Annotated in this window: 16 protein-coding genes; 8 read left to right on the forward strand and 8 right to left on the reverse strand. The window is 32.1% G+C overall.

What is annotated here, in order from left to right:
* Positions 1-18 precede the first annotated feature (18 nt).
* Positions 19-5,136, reverse strand: a complete 5,118-nt coding sequence (locus tag GQR97_RS18400) for a translocation/assembly module TamB (protein ID WP_233267570.1) — start codon at positions 5,134-5,136, stop codon at positions 19-21.
* A 268-nt stretch (positions 5,137-5,404) separates the two neighbouring features.
* On the opposite strand from GQR97_RS18400, the gene GQR97_RS18405 reads away from it, so the two are divergent.
* From GQR97_RS18405 to GQR97_RS18430, 6 genes are all read left to right on the forward strand, one after another.
* Positions 5,405-6,466 (forward strand): pyridoxal-phosphate dependent enzyme, encoded by a 1,062-nt coding sequence (locus GQR97_RS18405; RefSeq protein ID WP_158851066.1) that lies wholly within the window; start codon positions 5,405-5,407, stop codon positions 6,464-6,466.
* Between the two features lie 42 nt (positions 6,467-6,508).
* Entirely contained in the window at positions 6,509-7,579 is a 1,071-nt protein-coding gene (locus tag GQR97_RS18410) for a DUF1611 domain-containing protein (protein WP_158851068.1), read from the forward strand.
* Complete coding sequence (locus GQR97_RS18415) at positions 7,579-8,640, forward strand: mandelate racemase/muconate lactonizing enzyme family protein (RefSeq protein ID WP_158851070.1); 1,062 nt, start codon at positions 7,579-7,581, stop codon at positions 8,638-8,640. The genes GQR97_RS18410 and GQR97_RS18415 overlap by 1 nt, the downstream gene beginning before the upstream one ends.
* A 1-nt stretch (position 8,641) precedes the next feature.
* Entirely contained in the window at positions 8,642-9,595 is a 954-nt protein-coding gene (locus tag GQR97_RS18420) for a hypothetical protein (RefSeq protein ID WP_158851072.1), read from the forward strand.
* 1 nt (position 9,596) lies between these two features.
* A complete protein-coding gene (locus tag GQR97_RS18425; protein WP_158851074.1) occupies positions 9,597-10,481 on the forward strand; it encodes a serine hydrolase in 885 nt (294 codons plus the stop codon).
* 87 nt (positions 10,482-10,568) lie between these two features.
* Entirely contained in the window at positions 10,569-13,394 is a 2,826-nt protein-coding gene (locus GQR97_RS18430; RefSeq protein WP_158851076.1) for an NTP/NDP exchange transporter, read from the forward strand.
* Here the strand turns inward: GQR97_RS18430 and GQR97_RS18435 are convergent, their stop codons facing one another.
* The 7 genes from GQR97_RS18435 to GQR97_RS18465 form a co-directional block, all read right to left on the reverse strand.
* Entirely contained in the window at positions 13,395-14,234 is an 840-nt protein-coding gene (locus GQR97_RS18435; RefSeq protein ID WP_158851078.1) for a transglutaminase domain-containing protein, read from the reverse strand.
* A 130-nt stretch (positions 14,235-14,364) separates the two neighbouring features.
* Positions 14,365-15,636 carry a hypothetical protein gene (locus tag GQR97_RS18440; protein WP_158851080.1) on the reverse strand — a complete coding sequence of 424 codons (1,272 nt, stop codon included), beginning with the start codon at positions 15,634-15,636 and terminating at the stop codon, positions 14,365-14,367.
* 4 nt (positions 15,637-15,640) lie between these two features.
* On the reverse strand, positions 15,641-18,550 hold the full coding sequence (locus GQR97_RS18445) for a PEP/pyruvate-binding domain-containing protein (RefSeq protein ID WP_158851082.1): 2,910 nt from the start codon (positions 18,548-18,550) through the stop codon (positions 15,641-15,643).
* A gap of 374 nt (positions 18,551-18,924) precedes the next feature.
* Complete coding sequence (locus tag GQR97_RS18450; protein WP_158851084.1) at positions 18,925-19,476, reverse strand: HdeD family acid-resistance protein; 552 nt, start codon at positions 19,474-19,476, stop codon at positions 18,925-18,927.
* Positions 19,477-19,499: 23 nt separating this feature from the next.
* Positions 19,500-19,958 (reverse strand): hypothetical protein, encoded by a 459-nt coding sequence (locus GQR97_RS18455; protein WP_158851086.1) that lies wholly within the window; start codon positions 19,956-19,958, stop codon positions 19,500-19,502.
* Between the two features lie 15 nt (positions 19,959-19,973).
* Positions 19,974-20,408, reverse strand: a complete 435-nt coding sequence (locus GQR97_RS18460) for a hypothetical protein (RefSeq protein WP_158851088.1) — start codon at positions 20,406-20,408, stop codon at positions 19,974-19,976.
* 10 nt (positions 20,409-20,418) lie between these two features.
* Positions 20,419-20,616, reverse strand: coding sequence for a hypothetical protein (locus GQR97_RS18465; RefSeq protein ID WP_158851090.1), 198 nt, complete (start codon positions 20,614-20,616; stop codon positions 20,419-20,421).
* Positions 20,617-20,941: 325 nt separating this feature from the next.
* On the opposite strand from GQR97_RS18465, the gene GQR97_RS18470 reads away from it, so the two are divergent.
* Positions 20,942-21,307, forward strand: coding sequence for an arsenate reductase family protein (locus tag GQR97_RS18470; protein WP_158851092.1), 366 nt, complete (start codon positions 20,942-20,944; stop codon positions 21,305-21,307).
* Positions 21,308-21,496: 189 nt separating this feature from the next.
* Positions 21,497-21,679: a hypothetical protein gene (locus GQR97_RS18475; RefSeq protein WP_158851094.1), complete on the forward strand. Its 183-nt coding sequence runs from the start codon at positions 21,497-21,499 to the stop codon at positions 21,677-21,679.
* The last annotated feature ends 252 nt before the right edge of the window (positions 21,680-21,931 follow it).

Here is a 21,931-nt window from a genome sequence, read left to right on the forward strand (position 1 = left end):
TTTTAAATTGGCCAATAGTTATTCTTTAATGGTTTTGTTATTTTCTGGTGTTGGAGTTTCTTTAATCGTATCTCCCAATGCGTTATTTAATTTCTCCTCAGCCTCTTTTTCTTTCAACTTCTTAGCCTCTTCCTTCTTAGATTTTGACCGTAGCATATCATCCCAAAGATCCTTAAACTGATTAAATTCTTGTGTAAATATTAACGCAATACCACTAACAATAGTCTGCCCATCAATAACGTTCTCATATTCATTTCTTCGGAAACCTTTTAAACGATATCGACCATTTTCTGTCAATAAATATTCTAAACTCACATTTCCAACAAGAGGTGTTGTTTCTGTAGAAGAACTACTGCCTTCCAAATCTACAGCACTTCCTACTCTTACAATTAACCTATCATCAAACAGCTTTTTTTGTGCGGCAATATCTAATTGAGTTCGTTCTTCCGGGCTATCACCTTGATAATCTGTATAACTATCTAACCCAAAATCCAATTCCAAACCTGTATCACCTAATAGTTTATCACTAAACACATTAAGTTGGTCTGCCAAGGCATCATTAATATTATCACGTGCTATGCTGGCAACACCACCATTACTACCATCACTTCCTGCTTCAGGATAAAATCTATTAAGCACTAATAAAGAGAAAATTTGTTTATTAAGTTCTGCTTCATCGCTGTTTAATTCTTGCACTTTGCCATAAACTAACCCACTTATAGCGCCCTGTTCATCTTCCGGCATATCCAAATTAAAATTAATCACGGGGGCTGTTAATTCTCCATCTATATTTAAATAGACTTCAAAAGGTAAAACTTGTTTAAAACGCTGACTCACGCTAGGATCGGATCCAGAAGTCACCGAAGCCATTAAAGACGATGCCGATGCATCTACATTATACAATGCTTTTACATCTAGATCAGCATCAAAAGGATCTCCCGACCAAGTTATTTTACTACCCGATACCAATTCAAATTTTCGGTTTACTAGATTATAAAGATTCATTTCGTAATGACCTCCAGCAGCGGTATAAATTCCCGAAAGGGTCATGTTTCCGTTAGGATTAATTCTAAAATCAAAATCACCATCACCATACACTTGAAAGTTATCTCCTGTATTTTCATCAATTATAATATTGACTTTTGCATTCTTCCCTACTTTAATTTTTGCCGCAATATCAAAACCTGATACTGTAGCTGTTTCCTCTTGCGTTCGCGTTAATATCGCATCAGGATTTTTACGATTTACAAAAATTACAACACCTTCCCTACTTTCTAGATTTACGGCTGTTGACGGCAGAACGTATGTTATATCCGTATTTTCATCAATAGAAGCCGTTACATTTACTTTTGGAATTTGCAAATCTCCTTTTATTGTAATATCAGCATTAATAGTAGCTTGCCCATAAACTAACTCATTGTCTTTCTTGCTAGCATTTAGCATCTGAAAATTATCTGCTTTAACCTCCAAATTAAAAGTAGGATTTAAAAAACGCTCTGTTCCCACTTCCCCATTAACCATAAAGGTATTGTTCTTAGCATCGCGCACCGTAAAAGTATCCATACGCAAACCTTCATTATTGATAACAATAGACTCATTGATTAATTTAAAAGGAGCATTCAGCTTTTTAACTGTTAAAGCAGCATTATCAAATGTAATTTCGCCATCGTATTTAGGAGCTGCAAGTGTACCTTCTACATTAAAATTCCCTCGTAATGTTCCGCTTGTCTTTGTCAGTTCTCCTAAAGAAAACCCTTCAAGCGCTTTCATATTTATTCTATTAAGTGCAAGATCTAAATTAAGTTCTGCATCTTCTTTGCTAGCTTTGTAATCTCCAATTAAATCAAGATCTACTTCTGCGCCTTTAATAGCTGCATTAAAATTATATGCCGAGCCACCAAGAGATTTGGCATCTAACGTTAGTGTTCCCATTTCAACATCAAGTAAGTTTAATTGCTTGATGGTAAGATCGGCAATTATACCAGTTGCTCCAAAAGGATCTTCTACAATAAAATTACCCGAGAGTTTCCCCTTTGCAAACTTTTCCTCTGGATTTAAATAGTTTAAAAATTCGCTAAGTTTAAAATCCTGAAAATTTACTGCAATATGTTCTTTTGAAATAGAAGCTATATCATCTTTAAAAGAAACAGATTGTGTATTTCTGCTGAAATTAAAATCATTGAAATCTAAAGAATAGTCATCATTAAGCTTATTAAAAATAATTTCGTTAGTTTCAGGTGTGTTCCATTGTTTTTTCTGAATGACTAAATCTTCAGGTATTATATGAAATCTTAAACGCTCCCTATTCCCAGTAATCTGAGATTTTATTTGTATTAAGGTTGAATCATTTTGAAATGCCTCAAAACCCAAATCCAACTCGTTATTTACTTGATTCCCTGTAATTAAAGTCCGCTGAATATCCACAGGCCCAGCTTTAATATTTTTAAAACCAAAGTTGAAGATAAATTTATCTTTATCCGTATCCATAGAAAAACTAAGACTATCTATTTTATTTCCACTATAGTTAATTAATGGTGCCGTAATATTTGCTTGTAATTTCCTCAAATTCTCATCAAAATCTACAGCAATATTAACCGTATCTAGTTCCTCAATATTTACTAAAAACACTTCTTTTAGCAAAGGCGCTTCACTTATGGCTCCTCTTATTTTTAATTTTACAGCATTTTTAACCGTATCCTTTATAATGGTATCTCTATAAAAATAGCTAGATACGTGATTTTGCAAAGCAGTAGAAAACGTTTCTGGATCTGTGTTAGATTCCAATTCAAAATCTACAATTCTATTTTTTACTGAAAACGCAGTAGAATCTTTACGCACACGAGCTTTGGCATTTAAATCGCCTACTAAATATGTTTTATTATCATAAACTACTCGTCCATTTTCTAACAATGCAGAAGCATTATAGCCATCTCTATTCTTTTTAAAATTAGCCGTTAAAATCAGCGCTGTTCTAACATCTCTTTGCATTAATCCTAAAGCTTGTAAATCGGCACCAATAAGGTTGAGTTTTACATTGGCCTCCGTTGCAATAGAATCCAATACTACAGACGCTTCTATACTTCCGTTTATATTTTCATCTTTGTAGTTCGATGTTATTGTCCCGTTACCATTGCTTAAAATTCCATTTAATTTTAAATCCTTAATCTCGTAATTATTAAAAGCAAAAGAGCTAATAGTAGCATCTACAACCGCATCTAATTCATTAGTAGATCTCCCTGCGCCTTTAGCATTAATACTTAGACTTAAATTACCCAACTGCTCATTTTGTAAAAGTTGCCCCATTGCGTAATTATCTATACCTAATACGGCATTAAAAGCAATACGTTCGTTATTTTTAAATGTTCCTTTTACGGTTGCAACGCCATGTGTGGTTTTTAACTTGGCATTCGCAAACATATTGGATGGAGAACCTTTTACCTCAGCTAATAACTCCACATTTTTAGGTAAAGAAATACCCAATTCCTTTTCATTTACAAATTGTAAAATATCTGCTTTAGATGTTTTTGCGAATAACTTCGGAAAATTAAATTCCATTTCTGCTAGATCTGTCGCATTTTTAATAGTCCCTTTAGCCGAAATTGCAGTTCCTTTTCCCCAAGTAACATTTGCACTAGGAATTGAAATATTGGAAAGATATCCTGAAGCATTAAGGTTTCCGATAAGGACCTTTTTACTGAGTTTCTTTAAATATTCATTTTCTTTTAATTGAGGCTGAAATGTAAAAACCTCATTAACATCAAATTGAAAGGTTGAAATATTGATGTCAATTTTTGAAGTATCAGGTGCAGCAATTAATTGAGATACCGATGGATAACTTAAAGAAGCATTTCCGTTAACACTACTATTATAAGTATCCAAAATCAAATCTTTAACCAAAAGTTCTGTATCTGTAATCTTAACAGCTACTCCTATGTTCTTTAAGTTGAAACCTGAAAATTCGTTAAAATTAGTTTCAGTTATTGTTGCTGAAGCTTCTTTATCTTTAATAAAAATGTTATTTCCTTTTAAAGTAAAAGACTCCAAAACAATGGCGTTAGGATTAAAAACACCTTTTTCAGCTTGAGCATCTCCAACAAAATACTGAATCTTATTTCTTTCAATATTTAGAGCGTCTATATTAAAAGTTATGTTTGGCCATTCAAAAGGTTTGGTTTCCTTGACTATTTCTTCAGCATTACTTGTACTAACTGCATTTACTGCTTTTGTACGAAATAGAATTTTTGAATCCTGTAAACTAAATAAAGAAATATTGATATCGCTATCTACAAGATTTGCCAATGGCATACGCAATTCTAAATCTGCAATATCCAAACTTGCAGACATACCATCACCAAAAGACTGATAATCTACATATGTGTTTTCTAAAGTGAACTTATCCAATGCTAAAATAGGCATGGTTGTAGGTTCTGTATTTGGAACTTCTACTACAGGAGATTGATGGTATTTTATCTTCGCATTTTTAAGTGCGATTTCGTTGGCCTTAAAAGTCATCGACTCTAGGTTAGTTTCACCCATATCCAATAGCAATTCATCAAAAACGAAATAACTATCTATCCCTAACACAGCATCATTAAAAACAACATTAATAGTTTTTAAATTTAATTCTCCTAGGATAAGTTCTAATGGTTTTGTATTTTCTTTTGAAGTTTTCTGTACGGTATCTGTAATTGCAAACGCATCTATTAGAAACTGAAAGTTATACCCAGAAATTGAGTCTTTACGGGTAACGTTTGCTCGCAACCCATTTAAATCGAGTGATTCTAAACCTATACCGTTTCCTCGAATAATAGGAAATAAAGGAATATCTGCTTCTAGCGATTTAGCATAAACCAAAGTATCGCCTTTTTTGTCGTCTAGATATAACCCTTTTAATAATATATCGCCATCAAAAGTGATATATAGCTTATCAATAACTACTTTAGTTTGAGTTTTGTCGCTAATATATTTAACCGCTTTATTAACAATAATTCCCTGTCCCCATTCACTGCGAATAAATAAAACTAAAAGTAGAAGAAACAGCAAGATGCCAAGCATAATTTTAGCAAAAATGCGTAGCGGCCTAAATCGCTTCTTTTTCTTAGGAGTCTCTTCTCTATTTTCGTTATCTACACTCAATCGGTATGCCTTAGCTATATTTATTGCAAAGCTATTATTTTTTAGGCTACTAATAAATTATAAAATGATAAGGTTTTAGTTAAAAGCGAATTATAGATGATTGCTGCAAAATATTTGAATAAACACACAGATTATATCAGTACTAAAACCCAACTTAATCAAGAAAAATTCAACTAAAAAAATTTAATAATAATTTATTAAAAAAAGATGACATATTAATTTTTTTGTATCTAAATTAGAGTAACAACTATTAAATTGATAAAATGCTATGTTATTAAGAGATGGCGTAAAAAATGCAGAGATTAAGGTCTCTTCGGAAACCCGAAAACTAAGTGATTTAGTTAAAGATAAAAGTAAATCACTTATAGATCGATTAGAATGTTTTGAAGATATTATTAATATAGAAGTTGGAGACACTGGGTTAAACCGTGCAAAAGCTCTAGAACGCGAGTTTGATATTCGTCAATTATATATTAAATATGAAGGAGACAACCCAACTGGCACACAAAAAGACCGTATTGCATTTGCACAAGTTTATGATGCTTTACGCAGAGATTACGATACTATTTCATTAGCCACTTGTGGTAATTATGGTGTAGCCGTATCGCTCGCTGCAAGCCTAGCTGGTTTAAAGTGCAAGGTATTTATTCCAGAATCTTACCATACGGAACGTATTAAGGAAATGGAAATGCTTAATGCCGAAATTATTAAACTTGAAGGTAGTTATGAAGATGTTGTAAAATCTAGTACAGACTATGCTTTCGAGTATGGTTGGTATGATGCTAATCCTGGTGGCGCAAATACACCTTTACAAATAACCGCTTATGCACAAATAGCCTATGAAATTGTAGAAGACCTAGGAGATGCTCCTAAATATTGCGCAGCACCAGTTTCTAATGGAACATTATTCGCAGGAATTTACAGAGGTTTTGTAACGCTTTATAAACGTGGTAAAACATCAAGGATTCCTAAAATGATTGCGGCATCATCAACTCATAAAAACCCAATAGTTAGTTCGTTTAAAAAAGGATTAAGCATCTGTGAAGATTTAGATCCTAAAATTATAAAAGAAACTATTTACAATGAACCGCTTATAAATTGGCATAGTTTTGACGGCGATGAGGCTTTATTTGCATTAAAAGAATCCGAAGGAGAGGCTTTTAACGTAAGTGACAAGAAAATGAAAGAGATGGCAACTTTTCTTTTGAAAAAAGAGGGGTTAAAAATATTGCCAGCTTCAACCGCAGGACTTATTGGATTATTAGAACTCGATGAAAAATTAAATTTTGAACCAGACCGCTTTGTGGCAGTCTTAACAGCAAAAAACTAACAAATTCTCCTTATAAAGAGAATGATTAAAACAAATTTAAAGATGAAAAAGAAAATAGATGGACGCGCACTTGTGTATTGCGAAGGCGCATTTAATACACCAAATGGAAAAACAGCTCATGGTCTTGTACGTTTTACAGAACGTTATGAGGTTGTTGGAGTTATTGATAGCAAATACGAAGGTCAAGATGCTGGAAAAGCACTTGACGGTAAAAAGAATGGCATTTTAATTTTTAAGGATTTAACATCTGCTATAAAAGAATTACGTAATACAGGAGCCGTTCCTAAAACCTTGGTTATCGGGCTTGCGCCAGATGGTGGAAGATTACCACAGGAAGCAAAAGCAACTATAAAACAAGCACTTACCTTAGGCTGGAATGTGGATAGTGGGTTACACGATTTCCTAACTAACGATTCTGAGTTCGTGAAATTAGCTAAAGAAAATGGCAGCTGCATACGCGATGTTCGCAAAACACCGGATCGTGATACACTTCATTTCTTCTCTGGAGAAATTGAAAAAGTAGACTGTTTAAAACTAGCTGTTTTAGGTACAGATTCTGCAATAGGAAAAAGAACAACAGCTTGGTTAATTGTACAAGGACTGCGTAAAGCAAGCCGTAGCGCCGAAATGATTGGAACTGGACAAACCGCTTGGATGCAAGGTGCAAAATACACCATGATTATGGATAGCTGTATTAACGATTTTGTTTCTGGCGAGATAGAACATGCCGTAGTAAGTGCTTATAAAAACGAAAAACCAGACGTTATTGTTATTGAAGGTCAAGGTAGTTTAATGAATCCTGCTTATCCTGGAGGTTTTGAAATTTTAGCAGCTGGTCGTCCAGATTACGTTATTTTACAACACGCTCCTACCCGTAAGGAATATGATGGTTTCCCGGGCTATAAACTACATTCACTAAAAAAACAAATTCAAGCAATTGAAACTATTTCTGGCGTAAAAGTATTAGCCATTACTGTTAACCATGAAGGTATGAAAGCAGAAGATATAGAACCTGCGTGCGAGGCTATTACTAAACAAACAGGCTTACCTGCTTTTGATGTGTTAGCACATGGAGCAAATGAATTAGTTGAATTATTAGATTCAAAATTATAATGAAAATAACAAACGTTTCTTACGAGCGTCTAGATTTAAAGCTCTCAGAGCCTTATACCATCGCTTACGAAACTATTTCGAAGGCAGTAAATTTTATTTTAAAAATTGAAACCGATACACATGTTGTTGGTTATGGCTGTGCAGCACCAGATTCTGTTGTAACTGGAGAATCTCCACAAGAGGTTGAACAAGATATCAAAGATATTATTATTCCTTTTTTAAAAGGAAAAAACAGTTACATGAGTACAAAAATATTGCAAAATCTAAAACCGCTTTTAAAACGTAAATCCTCTGCTTTGGCAATGGTAGACATGGCTTTATTAGATTTAGTTGCTCGAAAACTAGACACCCCTTTGTATCAGTTTCTAGGAGGGTATCGCCATAGTATTCCAACGAGTATTACACTAGGTATTTTACCTATTGAAGATACATTGCGTATAGCAGAAGGTTTTGTAAAAGAAGGTTTTTTTATTCTGAAGATAAAAGGAGGACTTTCAGTTGAAGAAGATATTGAAAAGATGATACGCTTACGCGAAATGTTTCCGAGCACACAATTACGTTTTGACGGAAACCAAGGCTATACCGTAAAAGAAGCTATTGCCTTTTTTGAAGGCACTAAAAAAGTAGATATTGAGATTTTTGAACAACCTACAAAAGAAGGTATGGACGAACTTTTAGGCCAAGTAACCAAAAACACAGGAATTCCGGTTATGGCAGATGAAAGTATAAAAACCTTAAAAGACACCTTTCGCCTAGCCCAAAACGAACGTGTAGATATGGTTAACATAAAACTAATGAAAGTAGGTGGTATTCGTGAAGCTATGCATATTAATTCGGTTGCACAATCTGCGGGTTTAGAAGCCATGGTAGGATGTATAGATGAATGCAGATTAGGTATTTCAGCAGGATTACATTTTGCGCTTTCAAGACAAAATATAAAATTTGCTGATTTGGATGGTCATTTAGATATGATTGCAGATCCTTTTAAAGGATTGTTTAAGCTAGATAAAGGAATTCTTTACCCAAGTGAAGCTGCAGGATTAGGTGCTATAAAAAACTAGAATGAATACTATAATTATATATTTAGGTTTTATTATAACAGCGTATGCCGTAATAGCAAACGATGTTATACAGACTTTAGGTACGTTTTTAGCATCTAATAGTAATAAAAAGTGGTGGCTGCTTTGGGCATTTGCAGCTACTATTTTAACAACAACTCTTTTTTATGGCTGGTATATAAATGCAGGAGATGTTTCTTATGGTAGGTTAGGTAAAATTCCATTGCCAGATACAATTAAATGGTGGTATTTATTAGCACCATTATCGTTACTCGTTATTACTCGTTTTGGTATTCCTGTTAGTACAACATTTATGATTTTGAGCGTTTTTTCATCTAGCGCTATTATTGAAAAAATGATATATAAATCTGTTATAGGTTACGCTTTAGCATTTGTTTCGGCCATTATTATTTATTACATTATTGCTAGAAAATTTGAATCTCAACTTGGACTTGAAAAGCTTGAAAAAGAAGATAAAAAGAAATATTGGTTAATCGCGCAATGGTTTTCTACTGGATTTCTTTGGTCGCAGTGGCTAATTCAAGATTTTGCTAATATTTATGTCTTTTTACCACGAGCATTATCATTACAAGAATTGCTTATTTCACTAGCAATTATTTTGCTTATTATGGCATATATATTTAAAAACAAAGGTGGCAAAATTCAAGAAATTGTAACTAAAAAATCGAATACAGGAAATATACGTTCCGCTACCATTATAGATTTTATTTACGGTTTATTATTGTATGCTTTGGGAACACTAAGTTCTGTTCCTATGAGTACAACTTGGACGTTTATAGGTATTCTAGCTGGTCGTGAATTAGCTATTAATTACCTATTGAAAAAAGAACAACTTAATTATTCATATAAAATCATTGTTAAAGACCTTGCAAAAGTTAATATAGGACTAGCAGTTAGCGTCCTTATTGCCTTTGCTATTCAATTTATTAAAGCTTAAGATGAAAAACATAAACACATTAATAGTGCTACTATTGATCTCTGCTTTTTCGAAAGCACAAGAATTACCTGTAAAAATTAATACCGAAAATAAACCACTTAGAAACCTTTTAGATATTTCACTTCAAAAAAAGTTAGATTCTGAAATGAATAAACATGCAGAATGGAAAACCCTAATTAGTCAAAAGAAAATGGCTGTTGGACTTGTAGACCTATCGGATAAAAACAATATTAAATTTGCAAGAGTAAACGGCAACGAAATGATGTATGCGGCCAGCTTACCCAAAATCGCGGTATTATTATCTGCCATGGATGCTATGGAGAAAGGAGAACTTGTTGAAACAACTACGATTAAAAATGATATGAAGTTGATGATAAGTAACTCCAATAACGCAGCAACCACCCGAATGATAGATCGTTTAGGCTATGATAAAATTGAAAAAGTACTTACTAGTGATAGATATAACCTTTATGATGAAGAAACTGGTGGAGGTTTATGGGTAGGAAAACGTTATGCAGCTGGTGGCGCCACTAATCGTGAGCCTATAAAAAATTTAAGTCATGCTGCAACGGTAACTCAAGTATGCCGGTTTTATTATTTACTTTATAAAGGTGAACTTGTTAACCCAACACGTTCTAAACAAATGCTCGATATATTAGAAGCCCCTGCATTGCATCATAAATTTGTAAACACTTTAGATAGGATTGCCCCAAAAGCACGTTTATTTAGAAAATCGGGATCATGGAAATCATTCCATTCAGATTCGATATTAGTTTGGGGTTCTCCCGATCGTCGCTATATTTTAGTAGCTTTGATTAATGATAATAATGGAGAACAAATTATAAGAGATTTAATTATTCCTATTGAAAAGGTGCTTAACAATTAATATGCCTTTTAAACCAGTTAAAGTTGTAAATAAAGTTACTAATATTTCAAAACACAACAAATAAAACGTATTGACTAGATCCCTTAAATGATAAAAATAGCCCTAAAGAAAGTATTCGATATTCGAGACGGAGAATTAAAAATAGCTCTACTCATGCAGGGCTATATCTTTTTAGTAATTGCTACCCTCTTAATTATTAAGCCTACAATTAGTGCCCTTTTTATTTCGGAATTAGGAGCAGAAAATCTTCCTTACGGATACTTATTAGTTGCCATTACAGCAGTGATTAGTTCTTATTTTTATTCCAAAGCTACAGAACGTTTCCCCTTAAACCACATTATTAAGTTCACCCTACTTTTTAGTATAATTAGTTTAGTTATATTAGGTACACTTTTACATCTCAATTTAATAAAAGGTTGGGTATTATATGGTTTTTATACAGGTGTAGCTATTTATGCCGTATTAGCAACCTCTCAATTTTGGGTACTAGCTAATCTCGTTTTTAATGTTAGAGAAGCAAAACGATTATTTGGATTTATAGGAGCTGGAGCTATTACTGGTGGTATTTTTGGAGGTTACCTCACAACCATACTCGCCCCTTTTATAGGAAATGAAAACCTCATATTTGTTGCCGCTTTTTTCTTGATACTCTGCTTTCCTTTATTAGATAAAATTTGGAAAACAAAAGTATCTGTACTTAATGTTTTTAAACAGAAAAAACGTATTTCAGTTTCAGAAGAAAACCCACTAAAACTCATTTTAAGTTCAAAGCATTTAACCTATTTAGCAGCAATTATAGCGGTAGGTGTTATTACTGCTAGACTTGTAGATTATCAATTTAGTTATATTGCAGGAGAGCGCATTACAGATAGTGATGAACTTACCTCCTTTTTCGGGTTTTGGCTATCATCTTTCAACGTGGCTTCGTTATTCCTTCAATTATTCTTAACACGTAAAATTGTTGGTGTTTGGGGCGTTGGTTTTTCTTTACTATTACTGCCTATATTAGTGTTTTTAGGAGGATTATTGTTCTTCGTATTTCCAGAACTTTGGGTGGTTATTTTATTAAAAGCTTCGGATGCGAGTTTAAAACAATCCATTAATAAATCTGCAGTAGAACTCATTGCCTTGCCGCTTCCTTTTCAACTTAAAAAAAGAACTAAATCTTATATTGATGTTGTTGTAGATAGTATAGCGACTGGTATCGCAGGCTGTATTCTTATTTTCTTGATAAAAGGACTCGATGTTTCACCTATGTATATTATGGTGCTTATTGTGCTACTTACCTTTACTTGGACGTATTTTGTTTTTAAAGTTAGAAAAGAATACTTCTTATCTTTTAAGAAAAACCTTGAAGCTATAGTACCTGTAACCAGTAAAAGAAAAAAAGCTTTAGTTTCTAACGAATCCTTTTTAAAAGGCATGTATAATGTATTTCAAAATGGTGAAGAAAGCGAAATTCTATTTATGTTAGACAAGGCAAAAGAGATTAATGATAAGCGCTTGATTACACCTATTTCTGGTTTATTAAACCATCCATCGAACAAAGTAAAAGCTGAAGCACTTCGGAATTTATTCTTCTTAAATGAAAAAAGTATTTACCTTGAAGTTAAACAATTTTTAAACACACAAGACGATAATTTGGTAATGGCTACGCTAGAGTATTTATTGCTTCATGCAGATCACGATGAAACTATTGTTTTTGATAGTTATCTAGATCATGAAGACCATTATATTGCTGATGCCGCTTTATTGTGTTTAGCTAAAGAATCTAGAGACAATTATTCCTTGCGAGTTAAATACGATCTTTTTAATAGGATTGAAAACAAGAAAATACAAATAGTTTCTTTCCCTGATGAATTACAACAAAAAGAAAAAATTAAGCTACTTAGCCTTATAGGTTTTTCGGACTACAAAAAAAGCTACCAAACCATTCTAGACGCTATAGAAAATAACAGCCATCCTATAATCCAAAAAGAAGCCATTGTTGCCGCTGGTAATACAATAAACGTCTTTTTTGTTGATGCCTTGTTATACAAATTATTAGATAAAACACTTCGTGAAGTCTCGATAAAAGCTTTAACTAACTATGGTAATGCCATGGTTTTAGTTTTAAAAGAAAAACTCTTCTCCAACGATATTGCTGTTGCTGTAAAACGGTTTATTCCAAAAGTAATGGCTGCTTTTAATTCTCAGAATGCTGTAGATACTATTTTGATTAGTTTTAAAGATTCCGAAGATTTATCGGTAAGATTAGAATGTGTAGCACAACTCTCTAAATTAAAAGAAACGAATAGTACTTTTCATTTTAACGAAAAACAAGTAGCGAAACTTATACTTGAAGAATGCAAGCTTTATAATAACTCTATAAACGCGATGCACACTCAAATTATAGTGCATTATCTACGTCGTAAAAAATTAAAATTCGCCATCCCAGATGAAGAAATGAAAGCTCGTGAAAGCTTAATTGAATTATTGGAACGTAGGTTGGAAAATGGTTTAGAGCGTATTTTTAAACTTCTTGAATTGCGCTATTCTCAAAATGATGTGAGAATGGCTTACAAAGGTATTTTAAGTGATGAACAGGATAAAAGAACAAATGCTATTGAGTTCTTGGATATTCTACTAAATCCTGATTTAAAAAGTGCACTTATCCCTATTGTTGAGGCCACTATTCTTGATACAACTTCGGAAGAAGTTATTGAAACTATTAGCAAAAATAAACTTACCGAAATGGAGTGTTTTCAAAACATCCTTGATGGTAAAGATGTAAAACTGAAACTTGCAGTTCTATACCTTATAGAAAAAAAGGGCGATTCAAAATATATTGAACTTATTACGCCTTTACTAAACCATAAAGATATACGAGTGAAAACATTTTCGCAAAAGGCTTTAAATGTTATTAACCCGTAATTAGAATTTTAGAATATAAAGATAGTTTGTTAACTCTGAACTCGCACTACCTCTAACCGAACCAGTAATTGTCATGGCTTGATTAAAATCTGAAGATGATGCCAAAGAGATATGTGTATTTCCCGTTACCATACCGTGACTAGGATCAAAGCCAATCCATCCTGTACCTGGTATATACACCTCAACCCAAGCATGTAATTCGTAACTAGGATACTCCATTTCAATATAATAATAACCACTTACAAAACGGGCAGCAATTCCAAAATTTCGTAATAAATGAATTTGCATCCAAGCCAAATCTCGACAAGATCCATTTTTTAATTCAAATGTTTTATTAGGCTCAAAAGGAGAACCTTCATGACGATAGCTTAATTGAAAATCTTGATGAATTTGTTTAGTAAGATTAGCAATAAAGTCCATTGTGCTATTAGATTTTTCTAAAGTTTTATTTACATAATCTATCAACAATTGATTAATATAAGCTTTCTCTAAAGAAGCATATAATGTTGATTTTAAGTCATCGGAATATTCAAACGGAACATTAAGATACTCTGAAGGATAAATAATAAAACTGAATGGATTATACTCCGATAATGTTATTACCGAAGTACTCCTTATGTCTAGACTTGTTGTCCCTTTATCAAACCATGCAAAGTTAATTACATTATTTTCAGGATCAAATTGTTCTTTAATTCCTATTGGTTTTGGGAAAATTTCAATATCGAAAGATTCCAAATCGCAAAATGATGTTCCCTTCGGTTTTAATCGTAATTGATGAGGCTCTAAATAAACTTCAGAATTAAAAGTGTATTTAGTTTCGTGAATGATTTTAAATTTCATTTTTTACTTATTAATTCTATGTATTATTATTAAACCATTTCACTTACGGAAGTTATTCAGCTTTCACCGAAGGTAATAAAAAACCTATCTTGTTTAGTTCTTTTCTTAAAAAAATGAGATTCTGCACCATTTATTGCACATTTCTTATAGTTTTATCAATTCTACTTGCTAAAGCTAAATGATCTCCTGCCGAGTTTTTCCCCAATACATTCGTCATTAAACACACCATATATTTTGAACCATCTGCATGCTCTACAATGGCAACGGAATTCATGTAATTAAAAACATTTCCTTTATATTTACCACAAGCCTGATCTTTGGTTTTATCACATTTATATAAACTTCCTGATTTAAAATATACTGCAGCATCGCGTAATTCTGGTGCTTGCGCATAACGTATTCTTCTATCCGTCATGTACATTAAACGTTTTATTTCTAAGCTAGATTGCTTATCTACAATCTTACCTTGTTCTAACTGTAACATCCATTTCATTAAACCCAAAGGAGAACCAATACTACCACCTTTACTTCCTACATAAGGATTTACTCCTCTTGTAAAAAATGTGCCCAAACGCCACTCATCTTCAGTGATACCTAAATCTCTTAAGGGTTGATTTACTATAGATACAGCAAGATCTGTAATATCGTTTTTAGGACCTACACTAAAATAAGCATCCGCATCGGCTTGAGTCATAGTTGGATATTTTTCTCCAAAAGCTGCCATTAATAAAGCCTCGCGCCACACAACGCTTGCTGCCCCATTATTACTAACTGATAATGCATGATCTGCCCATTCAAAAAGCGAGAACACATCGCTTGCAACAGCTTGACGCTTTACCAGTTTATTGGTTTCTATATTAAATACAGGAATAGTATGCTCATCTGTTAACACCCAATTACCGCCTTTAACGATTTTAGTTTTTAACAATGCCACACGTTTGCTATAATCGTTAGGGTATATTTTAGCTAATTGATCGAATAACGCAGTAACAACAACTAATTTACCAACACTACCTGGTTGAAATCCTCGACTTTCATTTTGTTGCGCATAACGTAAACTATCTGGTTTAGAAATATCTAAAATAGCCACAGAATAACTTTTATCCAATCTTGGAAATAAGGCATCAATTTGCTTTTGTAACCCTGGGTTTTCAATTAAAATATCTTCCGTTTTATTTTGTACTCGTGATAGCAAATTCAACTTAATATCATTAATACTTTTATACGCTCCTAATGGTAATTTAGCATCTGGTAAATCGCCCGAAATAGACAGTTGTAAATATTTTAATCTTTTTATTCCCGAATATTGATAACCATCTATTGGATAAATAGAATCGTTTACTGGAGATGTAAAAGCCATACAAATTACAGCTAATACTATTATTTTAATTGTTTTTATCATGATATTATAATGTTGTATTCAGTAAAATTTCTTTTTGAGTGTTAATTGTTGGTGTAATTGATTTTAGATAATCTGAACCTAATGCACTTTTATTTTCTACAAAAGGACGAATTTGAAATAACCACAATTTATTATCCTTGAAACCAAGTTCTACATCATAAGCTCCCTTATAATCCGATTTAGTTTTTTTGGCCATAGTTTTTCTAATCGTAGCTGATAGTTCTCTTATTTCTAAAATATTTTGAGCATTTAATATCGGTTTTTCAAACGTTTCTAATTTTTTGCCAGTTCCTCCTGTTACTGGTAATGTATTATGATATGCATCACGAGCGGGCGATAATAATTGTGCTTTACCATCCATACCAATATTGTATGTTTCAGCAGATTGACCATCTACTGCTCCACCTGCTCCACGACTAAAAGCAATAGTTAAATCATCTTCATTACCTGAAGAAATACCTTTTGTAATTAATACTCCAGAGTAATCTACATCTACCGAAGGTATCACTAAAATAGAAGGAAATACATTCTCTGGATTTAATAAATATTTCTGTCTCCATTTAAAACTACGTTCTGTGTAGGGCGAAGCCCAAACATCTTTGATGCCTTGTAAAATTTTCTCTTTTTCAGCGGCGTTAAAAATAGTAAGGTTAAGCCCAGCTCCTGTAAAATCTTTTAAATCTTCCATATTAGTGTCACTTCTTAAAAACACAGGAACACTGCCTATTGATTTACCAAAAATAGATTCAAATGACTTTGAAATTTCAGTAGTAAAATCAGCTTTTAAAGGCATGATTTTAATAGCAGATCGCAAAATTTCTAATTGTCTTAATTGAAAATTCTCTACTTCAGATTCAGAAACACCTTGACTTCTTTTTATTTCAGCCTCAGCAAACATCGCATTTAAAAACTCCCAATAACTTTTTCCTTGATTAGGCATAGCTTGATCCATGTGAATTCTAAAAATTCCGAAAGGAATTACAAAACCTTCCACCACATTATCTTTAAACATAGATTTTAATTGTCCGAGATTAGCCGCTTTTGGCCCACATAATTTCCCTGAATCACTAGCATCAACATCTCGTAGATTTAATATTTTGGTTTGATCCAAACGAATATCTTTAACAGGTACTTCTATCTTATCTTCTTTACGCACTTTTTTAGCAAACAAGCCTTTTTCTTCAGCAGTCATTTTAGACTCTTCTTTTAAAATAACCGTACCTCGATTTGAAACGGCATAAAAAACTTTCGCGCCATTAAAAGCCATCAGATTTTTTAAATTCTCATCGGATAAAGCCGCATTTGGAATCGCTAAATTCCGCGCAAGCAATTGCACATGAGACACCAAATTACCTTCTGCCACTGTTGCAATACCTGCAACTGGTTTTAAATCTGCAGGAGCACGTTCAAAAATATAAATCTTATCGCTAGATACTTCTATATCGTCTGGATTTCCATTTACAACTACCAACTCTCCAAAGGCATAACCTGGGTTTAATCCTCGAATACTACTTTGGTTAGATAAGTTAAGAACCTTATTAGATAACGAAGATTCTTTTGCAATAAAAGCACCTAAATCTCCAACTGCTTTACCTAATTGTAATGCTACTGATGAACGAATACGATCGTCAATAAAACTATAAGCTTTAGGTTCGAAAGCAGTATACATATTTACCACATCTTGATAATTAGCCTTAACCATTGCAGAATTCCACTCTACTATACCACGTGCTGCTTCAAGCTTTTTGGTAAGTTCTCCTAATGTTGCTTTCTTAGATGCATTTGGTTGTAATGTTGCTGCTACTTGCTCCCATTCCCATAACTCAATAGCTCCAGTTCCTGCGGCAGCCATCGCCAAAGCATCTACTTTTTCTAATTGTTCGCCAACCGTTTTTGGTTGCCAATCTGCAGATCTTTTAAAAACAACAGTTTCTAATTTATTAGCAATATCTAAAAGTATTAATCGTTGCGCCCCACCTTTTTCATTCACGCTATTTAGACGAATATCTAACAACATTTTGGCTACTTCTTTTGTTAAAGAAGCGGCATCGTTAGTATTACTATTTTTAGAAATAAATATTTTAAGGGATGTTTTTAAACCTGATTCGCCTTGCAATTTATTAACAAGTTTAATTAATTCATCTAAACTAACCGGTTTATGAAATTTTTGCATCGTTGCAACAAGCTCATCTATTTTTTTACTAAGTGTACCTGATAACTTTAATGCATTTTCCTTTTTAAAAGCAAGTGTTTTCTCAATATCTATAACCTCAGGGTTACTATGGATTTTAACCCGTAAATCCATGAATTCCCCATATTGATCTGAGATTACTTTAGATTGTGAACGCATTAATTGAGATAAATCATCATCACCTTGATGCGGCACATCTTTTAATGATTGTAACACCAAATAATAATTTTTTAAAAGGACTTCATCTTTAGAAAGCAACCACTTATAAAACTTTACACCCCAAACCTCTTCATCTTCAATTTGGATAGACCCACGATAAAACTGACCCTTTTTATTAATCCAACCATCATCAACACGTGCTAAATACCTACCTAATTGATATTGTTTTAAACGTGAGTGATTTTTTGAAATATCCCAAAAATCGGTTTTATCTGTATAGGCTAAAATTTGTCCTAAAAAAACATGATTACTTTGCCCCAAAGTAATAACTTCATTTTTATAAGTTGCGTGTTGCACCCCTCCAATTTCATCTGGACATGGATCTTTAGCTGCTCGCATAGTGCCATCATCACAAAACCATTGGATACTTTTGTAAGGCCCACGAATATCATTTTTATAGAATTCAATTTGGGCTGTTATTTTTTCGTTGCTTAATGTTTGCCCATAAATATTACTAGCAATTACAGTTAAAACAAACAATAAAATGTATTCTCGTATTTTCATTTTCTTTATATAGATTATAACCTATTTAGGCATATATATACCTTATTAGTCAAGCGTTTATATTACACATTTCTAAAATTCACTTTTAAAAATGTATAATATAAAGTTAATCTATTTTGAATAACTTTATCAAAAACAAAAAAAATAATTTCAGTGTATTATTTCATAAAAAAAAGCTTTAAAATTCCGATTCAAAACACAAAAAAATACTTTTAAACAACTATTAATAAACAAGTTAATCCATTTTTTTATTTTAAAGAATAATAATCACATTAAATAAATAGTTTTTCACTTACACGTTTAGGTTATTATTTTAGAATAAAAAAAGACGCTTTATTTACAAAGCGCCTTTTTTAAAATTTCAACATTAATAATTATTGCATTTTACGAAGATTAAGACCTAAGATAATTCGATACACACCGAAAAAGAAAAAGGCAAAACCCGTAGAATATACTATTACTAAATCGCCTACTAGCGGTTTAGCCAATATTATTAGAGCAAAAACACCAAATAATACGGCTGAAATTAGTAACATACTAGAGGCCTCTTTCGATTTACTTTTTAACTCATAATACATCACAATAAACATTATAGCTCTAAATAATAACCAAAACCCTAAAAATAATGGCAAAATTTTTATAGTTATATTTTCGTTTGCCATTAGTATTGCGCCAATAGCTAAATCGACAATACCACCAATGAGATAAAGACCCCACTGCTCAGAATTCTTACTAACTCCGATAGCATTAATAATTTCAAAAATTCCTGTAACGAACATCCACGCACTAAAAAATATAGCTAGTGTAATAAAGGTTTCTACTGGTGTAAACCAAAACCATAAACCGAAGCCAATTAATGCAATACCTAATAGGATTTGTATCCACCAGTATTTATGATTCATTGGCATTGTAAGTGTATTTTTCATTTTAATTATGTATTTAATTTTTTTTAATGTGTACGGTTTAAATCCATCAATTTATTATGGAAAAGCAATAACCATTGCTTAATATTTTTTCCAGAATCTGGATTTGTTTTTGAAGAATAGTAAGTTCCATCTTCCTTTTGAATCCAAATGGTTAATAAAACTCCTGTTTCAGAATTATTTGGTGCAAACCTTGAGTAAATGGTAACAAGTTGATTTTTTAACAACGGAAATTTAACGTGTTTGCTTTCAAGATCGATATCACCTTCTCCATAAGAAGTTACGTAGGTTGTACCGCTATGCTTTTCAATAAATTTTTGCCAATTATAAATAGATAGGCTTTCTCCAACACCTATAATATTTGTGGTAAAACTAGTTGCTAGTTTATTATATGGTAAACTTTTCTCTATAATTTGATAATCGCTTTGAGCTTTACTTATTGTTGCTGTAAGTAAGAAAGAAATTATTAAAAATGTGTTTTTCATGATTTTTAGTTTTAGTCATAATTCTTCAATAACAGTGTCGAATTGAAATTTAAAAGGGTGATCTTTAACGTATTTGAACAAAGCTTTTTTTAGTTGTTTAATACCATTTTTAATCTTATCTGTTTTTTCTAAAAGATGAAGATGTGTTTTATTTTCTTCAATATTTTCTGTTATATTTTTGGTATCAATCAATCTTGCTAATTCTGTTCTATGTACTTTTATTTCACTCAAAACATCATCGGATAATTTCCAGAGCAAATTATCTTTATTTCTATATATTTCTTTATGATTTAAATCTTCTATTGTAGTAGTATTTATGCGATTTGAAATTAGGCTATTAAAAAACTCTAATTCTTCTTCATAAAACTCAACATCTTCAATCCACTCTTCGGTTTGAAAATACATGGCCTTAAGTTTATCTTTCTGAAGTTTCTGAACATTTTCATTCATTATTAAATTTTTATTTCTTTTGAAAAGTATGAAGCTGTTCTTTTAAAGTGTTTAAATAATCTTCTAAGTCTTCAGCAGAAATAGGCTCACTTGAACTTATTCCTCTAAAAGGTGTTTCTTCCAAAACATTGTATAACTCAGGATAATTTGTTTCAATTTCTAAAATACAGGCTTCCGTTTCATCATTAAATTGTTGTATTTGTCTCATAATATATTGTTTTTTAAAAGTTTATAACTTTATTTTGAGTTCGTGTAAGTAGTCTTGAAGTGTTTCTGTAGAAACTCTAGAAAACATTTTTTGATATAGTGTTTGGTCTAACTGTTTATATAATTCTGGATAATATACTTCGATTTTTAAAGTAAAATCCTGAATTTAATATATAGGCTCTATTAATATTTCGGCACCTATCACTTTGTCTAAAATTACAAGTAAAGTTAATTTAGATTTAAAACAAAAAGTGCTACCTAAGTAGCACTTAACTTGCCTTTCAAGCTTTATTTTTGAAGTATTATTATAAATAAAAAATTAAAACATGCCAGAATTAGCAAGTTCAGAAAGAGAAATAATACTCTACTATAACCCAGATAAGCCAAGCTCATCAAAAACTTTGGGTTATGCCAAAGGCCAAGGCTATATACTAAGAGATATAAATATAGTAACCAACATTTTCACAGGTACACAACTAGAAGAATTGGCAAGTAAATTAGACGTTACTATAGAAGGTTTGGTTAATAAAGAACATAAGGATTTTGATGAAGGACTTCACGATTCCTGTTTTTCTGCAAATGATTGGATTAAAGTACTTCAGAAAAACTCAAAACTTCTTAAAGAACCAATAGCTATTAGGGGCCATCAAGCTATGTTTATAAAAACACCAAGTGATCTATCACGGTTATAATTAGATATTTTACTAATTAATTTTACACTACGTTGCTCAAGTAACATAAAAAGAGCTAACAAACAAATGTAAATACGTTTAAAATATGAGCTCAATAAAGAAATAGAACGTTTAGTTTAGATGGCATTTTATATCTACTAAAGCAGAAAAATAAAATTTTATATTAATAATTTAATAATCATTACAATTATGCAACATCATCCAGACGAGCGCAATCAATTAGAAGCACTACATGATCGCTATAAAAATTTCTCACTTGAGGTATATGATCATCATATTTCTGGTAATCATGAAAAACTAAAAGAAGCTCAAAAAAATTTAAGAGAAACTGAAATAGAACTTAATGCTCTAAAGAAAAAATTACATCCTTAAAACTCTTTTAGCTCGAAAAGAAGAAACCATCAAATATTAATATTTGATGGTTTCTTAATATTAAGGCTTCCAGTCCAATACTGCTAGTTTCAAATTCTTTCATAGATTACCTGAAAATTAGGTAAATAAATAAAGGGTTTTATTATTAAATATTTTGAACAATTGCATGAACTTCTGCAAAGACTAACAAAGTTAAAACCAAATAGTCCTAACATTTCTTAAAACAGGAAAAAAAGTTCCTTTTATAAAACT

Origin of the sequence: Algibacter sp. L1A34, from assembly GCF_009796805.1 — a bacterium.
Lineage (GTDB): Bacteria > Bacteroidota > Bacteroidia > Flavobacteriales > Flavobacteriaceae > Algibacter.